General features: G+C 59.6%; 10 protein-coding genes. 1 reads left to right on the forward strand and 9 read right to left on the reverse strand.

Annotated features, from left to right (window positions below; all coding sequences use genetic code 11):
• Positions 1-9 precede the first annotated feature (9 nt).
• A complete protein-coding gene (locus VXJ35_RS19545) occupies positions 10-1,308 on the reverse strand; it encodes an HD-GYP domain-containing protein (protein ID WP_231914785.1) in 1,299 nt (432 codons plus the stop codon).
• Positions 1,309-1,532: 224 nt separating this feature from the next.
• Here VXJ35_RS19545 and VXJ35_RS19550 point away from each other — a divergent pair, with 224 nt between their 5' ends.
• Complete coding sequence (locus tag VXJ35_RS19550; protein ID WP_064022844.1) at positions 1,533-4,640, forward strand: efflux RND transporter permease subunit; 3,108 nt, start codon at positions 1,533-1,535, stop codon at positions 4,638-4,640.
• Here the strand turns inward: VXJ35_RS19550 and VXJ35_RS19555 are convergent.
• The 8 genes from VXJ35_RS19555 to cysD all read right to left on the reverse strand — a co-directional run bounded on the left by VXJ35_RS19555 (position 4,633) and on the right by cysD (position 14,802).
• Entirely contained in the window at positions 4,633-7,287 is a 2,655-nt protein-coding gene (locus tag VXJ35_RS19555; protein WP_231914924.1) for a carbamoyltransferase HypF, read from the reverse strand. The two genes, VXJ35_RS19550 and VXJ35_RS19555, sit on opposite strands and share 8 nt — an antisense overlap.
• A complete protein-coding gene (gene hypE / locus VXJ35_RS19560; protein ID WP_082881009.1) occupies positions 7,287-8,252 on the reverse strand; it encodes a hydrogenase expression/formation protein HypE in 966 nt (321 codons plus the stop codon). The genes VXJ35_RS19555 and hypE overlap by 1 nt, the downstream gene beginning before the upstream one ends.
• Positions 8,253-8,524: 272 nt before the next feature.
• Entirely contained in the window at positions 8,525-9,544 is a 1,020-nt protein-coding gene (locus tag VXJ35_RS19565; protein WP_064022846.1) for a ParA family protein, read from the reverse strand.
• The gene (locus VXJ35_RS19570) at positions 9,541-10,749 is read right to left on the reverse strand and encodes an ATP-binding protein (RefSeq protein ID WP_064022847.1); all 1,209 of its coding nucleotides are present in this window, start codon (positions 10,747-10,749) and stop codon (positions 9,541-9,543) included. Before VXJ35_RS19570 ends, VXJ35_RS19565 begins: the two co-directional genes overlap by 4 nt.
• A gap of 252 nt (positions 10,750-11,001) precedes the next feature.
• Positions 11,002-11,862: a DUF6671 family protein gene (locus VXJ35_RS19575; RefSeq protein ID WP_064022848.1), complete on the reverse strand. Its 861-nt coding sequence runs from the start codon at positions 11,860-11,862 to the stop codon at positions 11,002-11,004.
• 21 nt (positions 11,863-11,883) lie between these two features.
• Complete coding sequence (locus VXJ35_RS19580) at positions 11,884-12,519, reverse strand: YchE family NAAT transporter (protein WP_064022849.1); 636 nt, start codon at positions 12,517-12,519, stop codon at positions 11,884-11,886.
• A 25-nt stretch (positions 12,520-12,544) separates the two neighbouring features.
• Entirely contained in the window at positions 12,545-13,873 is a 1,329-nt protein-coding gene (locus VXJ35_RS19585) for a sulfate adenylyltransferase subunit 1 (RefSeq protein ID WP_082881010.1), read from the reverse strand.
• Entirely contained in the window at positions 13,873-14,802 is a 930-nt protein-coding gene (gene cysD, locus VXJ35_RS19590; protein ID WP_064022850.1) for a sulfate adenylyltransferase subunit CysD, read from the reverse strand. Before cysD ends, VXJ35_RS19585 begins: the two co-directional genes overlap by 1 nt.

The raw sequence follows: 14,802 nt of genomic DNA on the forward strand, positions 1-14,802 counted from the left end.
ATACCTTGTTTAAACGGCGGTTGGTCGCTGAATATTGGTATGATTCAGCTGCCAACCGCCCTGGGCCAACTTGTAATAGTCTTCAGCGTCGGCTTTCAGCTTTTCCACCACGCCGGCGTCCAGCACGCCGTCGGCAACCCGGCGTTCCAGGTAGGCGATGATTTCCGCCAGCGGCATGCCGACCCGGTAAGGCCTCGATTGGGCTAAAGCCTGAAAAATATCGGCGACGCTGATAATGCGGCACTCCAGCGGCAACGCCGTTGCCGCGGTTTTGAACGGATAACCTTCGCCGCGCAGGTTTTCGTGGTGCAGTCCGGCCCACTCCGGAATTTTCGAATCGACGAATACCCGCTGCAGAATCCGGTAAGTGTCGTAACTGTGGCGCTGCATGCAGGCCCGCTCTTCCGCAGTCAGGCTGCCGGGCTTGTCGATAATGTCTTCCGATACCCGCAATTTGCCGATGTCGTGCAACAAACCGGCGATTTCGACTTGCTCCAGGTTGGCGCCTTCGATGCCGAAGGACTGCGCCAGCCGGCGGGCGATTTGCGCTACCCGCTCCGAATGCAGCTCGGTGTAGGGGCTTTTGGCGTCGACCACCCGCGAGAACAACCGGGCGATCTCGCGCAAATCGGGATAAGGCAACATCTCCAGCGGCACATGGTTGCCCAGATTGCGCAAATCCTCGTCCAGATAATCCGGGTCCATCGCCAGCCAGAACGCCTGGCTCTGCGCCAAATCGGCGAACGCATCCAGTAACTCCGGGCAAAACAGGCTTCCAGAATAACTTTGCAAGCGCTCGACAATCTTAGGTGCCGCAATCAGAATTTGTTCGCTGGCCAGATAAGGCGCCTGCAGCACATCGATGCGGTCGGCCAGGAACAGCAGATTGGCACGCAGCCGGGTTCTGGCGGACAACGCCGTTTGCTGCAACTTCTCCCAGCGGGTGTGGTGGTAGCGGATCTCCTCGGCCAGATGACTGAGCGGCGGACAGGCGCGCAGATATTCCTCGCCGCGCTGGCAGTGCGCTTCGGCGCCGTCCCATTCCAACGACTCGGTCAGGTGCCGGTGTTCGCGAATCTTGGCCACGCCGCAATCGTGCAACATGCCGGCCTGCAGAATACTGAGCCTATCCTCCGCCGACCAGGCCAATTTTCCGGCAATATGCCACGCCATCATCGCCACCCGCTTGCCGTGTTTGACTTCGTCGATACCGACCAAATCCAGCGCGCAGGTCAGCGCAATGATCGCACGGTGTAAATCGATGTGTTGGCTGTCCATAGGTAAGAGTCCCAAGGTTAGAGTTATCATGCGAGCCGCCGCCGGCGTAGCGCTTCCAGTGCGCCGGCTTCATGTCCGTTGGCTGCGATGTTAATGCAGTTTAGCGGAGCCGGCAAAGCCCGCCGGACGTTATCCGCCGAATGCGTCACAGCTTATGTCGGCCGCAGCGCCAAGCCCTGAGCCGCCGGGCTGCAATAGACCGCGGCGAGCCGAACAGGCACAATAACCGGCTTAGTCCAATCTTGCTATCCGCCATGCTCGCACTTCTGGTCCGCTTTTCGATTCGCTATTCCGGCATCGTCGTTACGCTGGCGCTGCTGCTGTTCGGTTACGGCAGCTACCGCTTCGCCAACGCCGGCCTCGACATTTTCCCGGAATTCGCCCCGAAACAAGTCATCATTCAAACCGAAGCGCCGGGCTTGGCCGCCGAACAGGTGGAAGTGCTGGTGACCCAGCAAATCGAAAACTCGATCAGCGGCTTGATCGGCCTGCAAACGCTGCGCTCGCAGTCGATTCAGGGACTGTCCATCGTCACCGCCAACTTTTCGGAACGCAGCGACGTTTACCGTAACCGGCAATTGGTCAGCGAACGCCTGAACAGCCTGGGCCAGCGTTTGCCGGCCGGCGTCGGCACGCCGCTGGCGATACCGCTGTCGTCGTCGTCCGCTACTGTGTTGACGCTAGGCGTCAGCTCGGAAACCAAATCGCTGATGGATCTGCGCAGCCTGGTCGACTGGAGCCTGGTGCCGCGCCTGCTGGCGGTTCCCGGTGTGGCCGACGTCAACGTGTTCGGCGGCGATATCCAGCAATTGCAAGTGCAACTGCAACCGGCCGCGCTGCAACGCTTCAATCTGGCAATCGAGGATGTGGTTGCCGCTGCGGCCGGCGCGGCCGAGATGAACGGTGCCGGCTTCATCGAAAACGCCAATCAGCGTTTTACCTTGCAGATCAGCGGCCAGCCGGCCAATCCCGAGCAATTCAAACAGTTGGTGGTCAAGCGCCAGGACGGCATGAACGTGACGCTGGCCGACGTCGCCGACATCCGCTACGGCGCGGAACCGCCGATCGGCGCGGCGCAGATCATGGGCAAACCGGGCATCGTCCTGATGGTGATCGGCCAGTACGGCGCCAATACCCTGTCGGTGTCGCGCCAGGTGGAATCGGTACTGGCAGGCTTTGAACCGATATTCCAACAACAGAATATCGGGTTTTACCCGCACCTGTTTCGGCCGGCGGATTATATCGAGACCTCGTTGCATAACCTGTCCGGCCATTTGCTGCTCGGCGGCCTGTTCGTGCTGGCCGTGCTCTACTTGTTTTTGTTCGACTTGCGCAGCGCGTTGATCGCCGCCACGGCGATTCCGCTGTCGCTGCTCAGCGCCGCGCTGGTGCTACTGGAATGCGGCGTGAATCTCAACATCATGGTGTTGGGCGGTCTGGCGATTGCCTTGGGCGAAGTGGTCGACGACGCCATCATCGACACCGAGAACATCTTCCGCCGCCTGCGCGAAAACCGGGCGAAGCTGTTTCCGGACAGCACCGCGGAGGTGGTTTACCAGGCTTCGCTGGAAGTGCGCAGCTCCGTGGTTTACGCCAGCTTTATCGTCGCGCTGGTGTTCGTGCCGCTGCTGACGCTGGACGGCGTCAGCGGCCGGCTGTTCGCCCCGCTCGGCGCGTCCTACATTCTGGCCATCCTGATGTCGCTGCTGGTGGCGTTGACGCTGACGCCGGCGTTGTGCCACCTGTTGTTCAAAGCCAATTTGCCGGACGATAGCGATCCACCGTTGTTGCGTTGGCTGAAACCGTTATACGCCAAACAATTGCTGTGGGCGATCCGCCATTTCAAAGCCGTGGCCTTGGCCGGCGCGGTCGCGTGCCTGATCGGCATCGCCGCCTTCCTGCAACTGGACCACAAATTTCTGCCGGAATTGCGCGAGGGCCATTTCATCGTCCATACCGCCAGCGTACCCGGTACTTCGCTGCCGGAATCGATCCGGGTCGGCAGCCTGTTGACCGAACGGCTGACGGCAGTCGCCGGCGTGGAATCGGTGTCGCAATGGGCCGGCCGCGCCGAACGCGGCGCCGATACGTACGGCAGCCATTACAGCGAATACGAAGTGCGTTTGCATCCCCTTTCCGGCCCCGAGCAACAGCGCGTATTGGACGAAATCCGCGCCATTCTGGACAGCTTTCCCGGCATCCATTACGAGGCCAACACCTTCCTGACCGAGCGGGTCGACGAAACCATTTCCGGCTACACCGCGCCGGTCGTCGTCAATATTTACGGCAACGATCTGGCGGAGCTGGACGCCAAGGCGCAACAACTGGCGGCACTGATCGAAACCATGCCCGGCGCCGAAGATGTGCAATTGCGCTCGCCGCCGGCCACCAGCTTGCTGCAGGTGCAACTCGATCCGGAGCGGCTGAAATTCCGCGGCATCAGCCCGGCGCAAGTGATGGCGGCATTGCAAACCGCCTACGAGGGCCGCATCGTCGGCAAGAATCTGCAGGGCAACCGGATTTTCAACGTGGCGGTATCGCTACCGCCGGACTGGCGCAGCCGGCCGGATTTCTTGGCGCAACTACCGCTGAAGAACGCCGAGGGCCAGCGCGTGCTGCTGGGCGAAGTGGCCGAAGTCCGCCACGGCGAGGGCCGCTACAACATCCTGCACCAGGGCGCGCAGCGGATTCAGACCGTGACCTGCAAAGTCGAAGGCCGCGACATGGACGCCTTCATGGCCGAACTGAAGCAGCGGGTGCAAACCGAATTGAACTGGCGCGACGGCAGTTATCCCGAATTCATCGGCGCGGCGCTGGAACAAGCCAAGGCCCGCGAAACCTTGCTGGTCCACGCCTTGCTGGCCGGCGCCGGCGTCTTGATTTTCGTGTTTATCGCATTCGGCAGCCTGCGCCATATGCTGTTGACCTTATTGAATCTGCCGTTTGCGCTGCTGGGCGGCGTCGCCGCGGTCGTGGCGACCGACGCCACGCTGTCGGTCGGCTCGTTCGTCGGCTTCGTCACCTTGTTCGGCATCACCGTACGCAACTGCATCATGCTGATTTCGCATTACCGGCATCTGATCGAATTCGAAGGCCAGGAATGGTGCACCGCGACGCTGATCCGCGGCGCCCAGGAACGGCTGCCGGCCATCCTGATGACGGCCTTGGTCACCGCATTGGCGATGCTGCCGATCGCAATCGGCAGCGATAATCCGGGTAGAGAAATCATGGGGCCGATGGCGGCCATCATTATCGGCGGCCTGGCTTCGTCGACGGTACTGAACCTATTGCTGTTGCCGGCGATTTTGCAGCGCTACGGCCGTTTCAATGTCGAACTGGCCGGCAGCAACGCCGCTAACTGATACCGGCCGCGGCGGCGATAACGGCCTGGCCCAAGGCCAGTCCGCCGTCGTTAGCCGGATAGCATTGCGGCAGCAGCACGGTTTTGCCGTGGCGGCGCAAACCTTGGGCCACGCCTTCCAACAGCAAGCGGTTTTGGAACACGCCGCCGCTCAACACCACGCGCTCGGCCCCGGTTTCCCGGCCCAGTTGCAACAAGGTTTCGACGCTGGCCGCGATCAGGCTGTGGTGGATACGGGCAGCGATCACGGCAGTGTCGGTGCCGTTGGCCAAATCGGCCAACACCGCTTGCCACAAACCGCGCCAAGTCAAGACCGGCTTTCCTTCCATTTCGCTCACCTGCCAAGCCTGCGGATAGGCGGTTTCGCCGGCAAACGCAGGCGCCGCCAGATTCTCCAGCGCAATCGCCGCCTGGCCTTCGTAATCGGCTCGCTCGGCGTACAAATCCAAAGCGGCGGCGAAGGCGTCGAACCAGCGGCCTACCGAACTGCACGGCGGCGCATTCAGATTTTTGGCGATGATCGTCTCCAGGGTGGTCAGCGGCTTGTTGGCTAGCCGTTTAAACAGCGGCAGCTCGCCGTATTCCGTCTGTAACGTTCTCCAATCGAAATACTGCCTGAGTTGGGCGTAGGCATTGCGCCAGGGTTCGCGCATCGCCTGGCTGCCGCCGGGCAAGGCAATCGGCTGGAAATGCGCCAAGCGGCTAAAGCCGCGGTAATTTCCCAGCAAAAACTCGCCGCCCCACAGCTCGCCGTTCTCGCCCATGCCCAGTCCGTCGAAAATCGCCGCCAATACCGGCGGCGCGTCCAGCGCCACGCCGTGTTCGGCCAGACAGGCGGCCAAGTGGGCGTGGTGATGCTGCACGGCCACGCAGGCTAAGCCTTCCGCCGCCGCCAAGCTTTGGCCGTATTGCGTGGATAAATAGCCGGGGTGGCAGTCCACGGCGATGATTAAGCCGGGCCTATTGCTTACCGGCGTTCCGTCCGCACCATCCAGGGTATTAAGGCTGGGTTTGTCGAGGTCCGAGTTGGAGCGCCCTTCGACCGGCTCAGGGCGAACGGTATTTAAAGGCCGGGCTAGTAACTCTAGCCGAAACCCATGCAAGTCCCGGTACAACTCGATAGCGCGGCGGTAATCGACCTGCAAGGCGGCATTTTCCAGGTCGCCGACGTGCTGGCCGACCACAGCTTGGCCGTTTTTCAGCAGGCAGAAGCTGTTTTTCAACTCGGCCCCCATCGCCAACACATTGGCGGCCGGCTCGAAACCGGGCGGCAACGGCAACGCCTGCGGCGCATAACCGCGCGCCCGGCGCAGCAGGCGAATCTCGCCGTCCATCAGCCGCGCCACCGAATCGTCCAGCCGGTTGACGATGTCGCGCTGGTGCAGCAAGAAATAATCGGCGATGCCGGCCAGTTTTTGCAGGGCCTCGTCATTATCGGTGCACTGCGGCTCGTCGCTAACGTTACCGGAAGTCAGTACGATGGGGTTATCCAATTCCGCCATCAGCAGCGTATGCAGCGGCGTGTAAGGCAGCATGAAGCCGAGTTTATCGTCGCCCGGCGCGACGCCGGCGGCCAGCGGTTCGCCGGCTTTACGCAGCAAGACGATGGGCGCGGCTTTGTCTTGCAAGGCCCGAATCTCGGCGTCATTGGCGACGGCAAAGCGGCTCAGCATGGCCAGGTCGCGGGCCATCAACGCGAAAGGTTTGGCGTAGCGGCGTTTGCGTTGGCGCAATAGGTCTACCGCCCGTGCGTTAGCCGCGTCGCAGGCCAGATGAAAGCCGCCCAGACCTTTGATGGCGACGATGCAGCCTTGCCGAATCAGCTCTGCGGTTTGCCGGATAGTGTCGGCAGCGGCGGCCGCGGTTTCCAAGTCCCGCGCCGCTGCCACTACGTTACGCTCGCGGCTATTCGCCCCCCGCTTTGCAATAGCGGGGTTAGGGGAGATTGTTCGAATAAATCCCGCTCCATCCCCTTTATGCCTTTCGGGTAGTTTTTCCAAAGGGGGAATTAAGCTCGATTGCTTGGCGGATGCGTTCCGCTGCGTTTCAAGGCGACGTGTGGAAACGATATCGCCTTGCGCATCCGCCAGCCACAACCTCGGCCCGCAAACCGGGCAACAATTGGCCTGGGCATGAAAGCGGCGGTCGGCTGGATCGTCGTATTCGCGTTGGCAATCCGGGCACATCGCGAACGCCGCCATGCTGGTGTTGGCGCGGTCGTAAGGTACGGCGCGAACGATGGACAGGCGCGGCCCGCAGTGGGTGCAGTTGGCGAAGGGGTAACGGTAGCGGCGATTGTTGGGGTCGGCGATTTCGGCAAGACAATCCGGGCAGGTGGCGGCGTCGGCGACGATGGGGGTGGCGATGCCGTCTCGCCGGCTGGCGACGATGCGGAATTCGGCATGATCGGCTTCATTCAATTCTGCGCATTCCAACGCGTCCAACTTAGCCAGCGGCGGCAGTTCGCGCGGAATCTGGGCGACAAATGCATCCAAAACCTGAGCGTTGCCGAAGGCATGAATCATCACGCCTTCGCCGTCGTTCCACACCGCGCCGGTCAAACCGAAGCGGCGGGCCAGATGCCAGATCGCCGGGCGAAAGCCGACGCCCTGCACCACGCCGCGGGCGCGGATCGCCAGCCCCGGCATCAGCAGATGCGCGGCAACTGCTCGCCGACCGGCCAATCGACGATGCGCCGGCCACCGAAAGCGGTAGTCATTTGCACGAAATGATGCGGGTCGGCGACGACTTGGCCGATGATGGCGGCGTCGCGGCCCAAGGGGTGGTTGCGCATCGCCGCCAATAAGGTCTCGGCGGCAGCCGCGTCGCAGATGCACACCAACTTGCCTTCGTTGGCGACATAGAGCGGATCTAGGCCGAGGATTTCGCAAGCCGCCTTGACCTGAGCTTTGACCGGAATCGCCGCCTCGTCGATGACCATGCCGACGCCGGACTGGCCAGCCAGTTCGTTCAAGACCGTCGCCAAGCCGCCGCGGGTCGGGTCGCGCAAACAGCGTATCGCCGCCGGTGCCGCGGCCACCAAATCGGCCACCAAACCGTGCAGCGCCGCCGAGTCGGAGATGATGCTGGTTTCGAATTGCAGGTTCTCGCGGCTGGCCATGATGGCCACGCCGTGGTCGCCGATACTGCCGCTGAGCAAAATCGCACAACCGGCTGCGGCGCGGTCGCCGGAAATATTGACGCCGTCCGGGACGATGCCGACGCCGGTGGTGGTGATGAACACCCCGTCACCCTTGCCGCGCTCCACCACCTTGGTGTCGCCGGTCACAATCGGCACGCCGGCTTTATTCGCCGCCGCGGCCATACTGACGACGATGCGCTCCAAGTCGGCCAAAGGCAGGCCTTCTTCCAGGATAAAACCCGCCGCCAGATACAGCGGCCTGGCACCGGACATCGCCACGTCGTTCAAGGTGCCGTGCACCGCCAGCGAACCGATGTCGCCGCCCGGAAAAAACAGCGGCGAAATCACATGGCCGTCGGTGCTGATCGCCAAGCGCCCGGCCGGCACATTGAACAAGGCCTGATCGTTGCGCCGGTTGAGCAAGTCGTTGTCGAAATGCTTGATAAACAACCGGTCGATCAACTGCGCCATCGCCCGGCCACCGCCGCCGTGGGTCAGGTTGATTTGGGGTTGAAGAGAAAAATTAGTCACGCAATTAGGTCAGGGTTTGAAAACAGGGTTTTGAAATAACCAGCGGGATCAATAATTCAGCTTAACAGGTTGGTGAAAAACCATATTCCAGCCACTAATTTAGCTAGAAGAAGCCTTTATTTAGTGCTGAATCAATCTTGTAGTACTAAATATAGGTCTGATTGGTTGCAAAAAAGAGTTTTTCACCAACCTGTTAAGACGTTAATAGCGGCTTACAGCGGTAGTTTTATTTGCTCAGCAATCCGATTAGCCAGCTTTGTAAAATCTTTTTTCGCTTCCTGCACTGCGTTGGCATGTGAACCAATCGCACCATCGGCAGACGTCAGATTGAAGATCGGTTTACGATGTTCCTGGGCCATTGGGATTAAGCTACGGTAATGTTTGATGGTGGCAAGGCAGTAGGGATCTTTTTCCTGGCTACCAAGTGTTTCGGAAGGTGTTTCACCTAATACCGATTCTCTATAGACATTGGGGATGCGTTGTACCCATTTATCATAAGCTTTGACCGGCCTATCTAATCTCACGCTATGCTGCTGGCAGAGATAACCAATCGGCTGCATATTGCCTTTCGGTAATTGAAAATCTGGGCGTCTAGATTTGTCGATACTATTGCTCCAGTTATCTAGTCTTTTCTGCCAGAGGCTTTTCCAGCTACGAAGTGTCGGCCCTAAATTTTTCAGGCCTTGTAACGAAAACAAATCGGCGCCGAGTGGTATCACCACGTAATCCGTCGCCAGCAATACGGAACGATTGATCGCACCAAGGTTGGGGCCTATATCGACTAAAACCATATCGGCCTGCACTTTGGTGGCCGCCATTTGCATCACTTGCCAAAACGAGCTGAGTATCCGCATCGGGCGATACAGATTATTGTCGCCCATGCTGTTCGGCCATTCGGCTGACAAAATGTCTTCGTATCCGGATAGATTGACATCGCCGGGCAGCAAATACAGGTCGGTTGAGATGCTTTTTAATATCGGCTCGGCAATGTCGCCTACGTCCGTTAGAGGTTTAACGCACTGGTAGATCGTTGAACCGTCATTCTGACTATCCCAAATCGACTCAATGTCATCCTCTTCGAGAAAGGCGCCAGTCAGGTTTGATTGCGGGTCGAGGTCAATGATAACCACGCGTTTCCTCAAACTGGCAAATGTCCAGGCTAGATGGTAGATCAGCGAGGTTTTGCCAATCCCGCCCTTATTGTTGAAAAATGTCAGTACCGGCGTAGTCATTGCTTATTTCTTAATGTACACAACACGGTGCTTTGGTTAGTCTCAAACGCCAGCGGCGGGTTACCATTTTTCTCCATTTCTTTTCTCGCAGTGGCTATGCCGCGACCGAAGGCTTGAACAAACCCAAAGGTTTTTAATACGTCGGCAATATTCGGATTCCGATAATCGGTAATGCCAGGCTTGCCGAAATTTTCCGTAGTCACATTACCGTAAGGCCCACCGGGACTGTTGATTTCAATACGATCGTTAAACCAGTAAACCCGCACCGGCGCATTGGTGCTTTCATAAGTACGATGTAAAACCGCGTTGTACAGAATTTGTTGAAGAGCGGCAGGCGGATAAGGTGCTTCTTTGATATGAACCGGCCCGGCAGTAATATCGATTGCGGTGCGGTTATGAGCCTTGAGTTTTTCTTCGCAGCGACGCAGCATTTCAACCATTGCCCCGCCTATCGATTCCTCGTCGATTACGGGATCCGCCAATTCGGTCCCGTCGATGCGCAGGAATTGAATAAAGGCTCCAGGTAGAAAGTCTTGCGGTGTCTTGCCAAGCGCCAACAACCCTAAGACAGTTGGAGTCGGGTCGTCTGGCGACAAGACCATTTTGCAGGAAGCCAAACGCTCTTCATAAGTTCTACCGTTAGCTTCCAACACATCGGCTGCAAATGCCGATGGCAAAAATTCGTTTTCGAATATTGATTTTGATAAATCCGAGAGCTTAGCGCTGGGCACCGGATATATATCGAACGGCAGATTTTTATAACGCCGCTTTTCGTTGAGGATGCGTTCTTCTTGTTGGTTGGCGATAGAACGGCGCGGTCCGGTACGCACCCAAATGCGACCTTCGTATTTAACGGGCGGCATATCGGAAGGCATTACGCTTACCACCGCTATTTCCGCCCCTTTCAATGTCCGCTTTTCGACCGATAAAACCGGTAAAGGCAAGATGTTGCCATCCGTTTTCATATCAGCCAACGACAATAAAAGCTGATCGTCAATACTGATTCCGGAAGGCTCGCCGTTATCTTTGGCGCCGATAAACAATATTCCGGGCTGGTTATATCCCGGTAAATCGTTGGCAAACGCGCAGATGGCTTGCCGAGCCTTTTTCGGAACATCTCCTTTGAACGTTTCTTTTCGCTCGACGCGATCGGATTCCGTATCGTTCAAAAGGCTCTCTAATTCTTGGTCGGAAAATTGTTTCATTACTCAACAAACTAATAATCGGGTGTCTGGCTAGACAAACAGTCGAAATCATGTCGCCGCGCCGAGCACATAGGATAACTTTCTGTGAAGGTAAAGACACCAATTTATATAAGGCTGTGGATAACTAAAGCTCTTTCACCCGGGATAACGAATTTACTTACGCCTCTCTACTTAGCACTTGACTTAGCTGAGGAGCCTGGCCTGCAAACGTTGAAATCAATCCGTTTCTGCAAAAAAGTCGGAAGCATCACCTCACGGATTGCAATAACCGCATTCGCCGGCCGAGGCGAATTGCCGTTCGCGCGCGACCGAAACTTGATGGCCGCAGCGCGGGCAACGCTGGATATCGGCTTTGACTTCCGCCGTCGCTTGCCCGCAATCCTCGCAAGGCAGACCGCGCACGACGCCGGACGCGGCAAAACCGGGTGCGGCGCAGACAGGACAGCGCGACAGTAGCTTTTCGGCCAAGGCCTCGGCCGCGCGGCGGATATTCTGCATTCGGGTCGGATTGGCGAAGGCGCGCATATCAGTTTCGATAAAAGCCTGGCGCTCGGGCGAAGACGCTAGCGCCCAGTCCAGCGCTTGTGCCAACTGGTCCCAAGCCGATATGCCCTTGCGAAACTCGGGGTGGTCTTGATGGCCCGGCCGCACGATCAGGTAGTGTTCCGGAAAGCCGGCGGCCAGCGCGAAAAGCTCGGCTTGCTCCCAATTGCTTACGGTTTGGTGGGCAAAATTGGTGGCACCGGATGCGGTGGCGACGACTTCTATCCCCAACCGGGCGTCGATCCACACCAGCAATTCCAGATTGTGCGGCAACATGAACGTGACCGGGTCCGGTCCGAAAGCGCCCTCGCTGGCCAAGCCGATGGGTAGGCCGGCAAGCTCCATACCGATTCGCGCCTTGCTGCGCGCCGCCTCGAGCTGGCTGCCGGCGCGGGCGATATCGCGGGTGAACGTACCGAGCCGGTCGGTATCGTAGCCGTCGACATGCTCGATACGGCAGGCCAATCGGCTATTCAACACGTCGGCCAACGGCGTTTGTTTGCCGTGTTGGGTCAACAGGGCTACGCGCTGGCCACAATAATCGCTTTCGATAGCATTCGATAGCGGCATGACGGCTCTCCAGATTCCCGATCAAGCGCCGGCCAGCAGCGGAAACAGCTCCGTCATCCCGCCGGCAATGAATTCGACGGCGATGGAGCTGAGCAACAGTCCCATCACCCGCGTCACCAGGTTCATGCCGGTTTGGCCCATGATGGCGACAATGCGCGGCGCCAGTAACAGAAACAGCAACACGATGCTGCTGACGGTGACTATCGCGCCGCTGAACAGCAAATAATGATTCAACGACAAATCGCGGTGGGCGTAAACGATGGTCGTGCTGATCGCGCCTGGCCCCGCCAGCAACGGGATGGCCAGCGGCACCACCGCCACCGAGGCCTTGTCCTGCGACTCGGCGTCTTCTTCCGGGGTATGCCGCGAGCGGTCGTCGCTGGCCCGTAGCATCGACATCCCCATCAGCAACAGCAACAGGCCGCCGGCCACGCGAAACGCCGGCAGGCCGATACCGAAAAAACTCAGAATCGGCTCGCCGGCCAGCAATGCGGTCAACAATACCAGCGTCACCGCAAAGGCGGCGGTGATGGCCGTCTGCCGGCGTTCGGCCGGCGTTTTGCGCTGGGTCAGCGACAGATAAACCGGCATCGCGGTGATCGGATTCACCACCGATATCAAGCCGGCAAACAGTTGGAAGAATTCGTGCCAATTCATTAGGTTTTCCTGGCTGATTCGGGGTTCATTCGACAATCACGCCGGCCGCTACGGTATGCAACGACACCGGATCGATCACGATAAAGCTGCCGGTGGTGCGATTGCTGCCGTAGGCATCGGCGAGCACCGGTTGATGCAGTCTTAATCGGGCGCGGACGATGTCGTTCATCTGTGCGGTATCCGGCGCCGCCTGCTGCGCCAAGCTATTGACGTCGACCCGGTAGCTCAGTTCTTCGAACAAGACATTGACGCTGCGGGTCGCGTGCTTGATCAGATACTTACGCCGCATGTCCAGCGGCTGTTCCGACAGCCAGCAGATATCCGCAGCCAAGTTCTTGGCGACGCGCGGCAATTGCTGCGGATCGCACAGCATATCACCGCGGGAAATATCGATCTCGCGGTCCAGCGCCACCACCACGGAACGGTCGGCACCGGCTTCGGCCAAGTCGCGCTCGGCCACGCTCAAGCGCGCGACCCGGGCCCGCTGTCCGTTCGGCATCACCGCCACTTCGTCGCCCAGCCGCAGCCGGCCGGAGGCCAGCATGCCTTGGTAGCCGCGAAACTCCGTTGCCGTTTCGCCGTCGGCACCGTTGCCCAGCATGACCCGCACTACCCGTTGCACCGGCAGCCGCAACGGGGCGTCCGCGGCATCGCGTCTGGCCGGGCTGGATTGCAGATGTTCCAGCAAACAGGGGCCGCTGTACCAGGGGATGGCCTCGGCGCGGGTCGCGACATTGGTCCCGTTCAACGCCGACAGCGGAATCGCCTGCACATGATGCCGACCCAAGCGGCCGACGAAGGCGTTGAATTCGTCGACGATGGCTTGATACACAGTCGGCTGCCAATCGACCAGGTCCATCTTATTCACCGCCAGCACCAGCTCGCGGATACCGAGCAAATGTGCCAGATAGGCGTGGCGGCGGGTTTGGGTGACCACGCCTTTACGAGCATCGACCAGCAGAATCGCCAGATCGGCGCCGGAAGCGGCAGTAACCATGTTGCGGGTGTATTGCTCGTGGCCTGGGGCGTCGCCGATGATGAATTTGCGCCGCGCCGTGGCGAAATAGCGGTAAGCCACGTCGATGGTGATGCCTTGCTCGCGCTCGGCGATCAGGCCGTCGGTCAGCAGCGACCAATCGATGGCCGCCAACCCGCGCTTTTGCGATGTGGCCCGGATCGACGCCAGTTGGTCGGCGGCGACGTTGCCGGTGTCGTGCAGCAGGCGGCCGATCAGCGTACTTTTGCCGTCGTCGACGCTGCCGGCGGTAATGAAACGGAGCAGGCCGGACGGGCGCGCCGTCGATTCGGCTCCGGGGTCGAAGCTGTCGGTGCTTGAATTTAGCATTGCGTTCATCAGAAATACCCCTCTTTTTTGCGTTGCTCCATGGCCGCCTCCGAGGCGCGGTCGTCCAGGCGCGTGGCGCCGCGCTCGGTCAGCAGGCATTGCGCAGTTTCGGCGATGATGTCGGCGACGTTGCTTGCCGTCGATGCCACCGGTGCAGTACAGGAAATGTCGCCGACCGTGCGGAAGCGGCAACTGACCGTTTCCACGGTATCGCCGGGATTGGCCGGGGTCAGATGCGTCACCGGCACCAGAATGTCGCCGCGGCGCACCACCTGGCGCGGGTGGGCGAAGTACAGTTCCGGCAATTCGATGTCCTCGCGCTGGATGTATTGCCAGACGTCGAGCTCGGTCCAGTTCGAAATCGGAAACACGCGCAGATGGTCGCCCAGCGCGACGCGGGTGTTGTACAGAGACCATAGCTCGGGCCGCTGATTTTTCGGCTCCCACTGGCCGAATTCGTCGCGCACGCTGACGATGCGCTCCTTGGCCCGCGCCTTTTCCTCGTCGCGGCGGGCGCCGCCGAAACAGGCGTCGAAGCCGAATTCGGCAATCGCTTCCATCAAGGTTACCGCTTGGTGGGCGTTGCGCGATTCCAACGCATGCCGCAAGCGCACCGAGCCTTTGCGAATCGAATCTTCGACGCTGCGCACGTGCAACCGGCAGCCGTAGCGCTCGGCCATGCGGTCGCGGTAGGCGATCACCTCGGCGTAATTGTGGCCGGTGTCGATATGCAACAGCGCGCAGCCGATGCGTTCCGGATAAAACGCTTTGTAGGCCAGATGCAGCAGCACGGCCGAATCCTTGCCGCCGGAGAACAGCAACACCGGATGGCGGCATTCCGCCGCCACTTCGCGCAAGATGAACAGCGCCTCGGCTTCCAGCAAATCCAAATGATCGGCGGCGGCCTGATCGAGCCGCTCGCAGGTTGATACATTCAT

The sequence above is a fragment of the Methylomonas sp. DH-1 genome, assembly GCF_046097555.1.
Lineage (GTDB): Bacteria > Pseudomonadota > Gammaproteobacteria > Methylococcales > Methylomonadaceae > Methylomonas > Methylomonas koyamae.

What these genes read in the sequence shown, in the direction of transcription:
- VXJ35_RS19545 (WP_231914785.1), bottom strand. Translation starts at nt 1,308, where the DNA reads ATGATAACTCTAACCTTGGGACTCTTACCTATGGACAGCCAACACATC.
- VXJ35_RS19585 (WP_082881010.1), bottom strand. Translation starts at nt 13,873, where the DNA reads ATGAACGCAATGCTAAATTCAAGCACCGACAGCTTCGACCCCGGAGCC.
- cysD (WP_064022850.1), bottom strand. Translation starts at nt 14,802, where the DNA reads ATGAATGTATCAACCTGCGAGCGGCTCGATCAGGCCGCCGCCGATCAT.
- VXJ35_RS19555 (WP_231914924.1), bottom strand. Translation starts at nt 7,287, where the DNA reads ATGCCGGGGCTGGCGATCCGCGCCCGCGGCGTGGTGCAGGGCGTCGGC.
- VXJ35_RS19580 (WP_064022849.1), bottom strand. Translation starts at nt 12,519, where the DNA reads ATGAATTGGCACGAATTCTTCCAACTGTTTGCCGGCTTGATATCGGTG.
- VXJ35_RS19570 (WP_064022847.1), bottom strand. Translation starts at nt 10,749, where the DNA reads ATGAAACAATTTTCCGACCAAGAATTAGAGAGCCTTTTGAACGATACG.
- hypE (WP_082881009.1), bottom strand. Translation starts at nt 8,252, where the DNA reads ATGGCGCAGTTGATCGACCGGTTGTTTATCAAGCATTTCGACAACGAC.
- VXJ35_RS19575 (WP_064022848.1), bottom strand. Translation starts at nt 11,862, where the DNA reads ATGCCGCTATCGAATGCTATCGAAAGCGATTATTGTGGCCAGCGCGTA.
- VXJ35_RS19550 (WP_064022844.1), top strand. Translation starts at nt 1,533, where the DNA reads ATGCTCGCACTTCTGGTCCGCTTTTCGATTCGCTATTCCGGCATCGTC.
- VXJ35_RS19565 (WP_064022846.1), bottom strand. Translation starts at nt 9,544, where the DNA reads ATGACTACGCCGGTACTGACATTTTTCAACAATAAGGGCGGGATTGGC.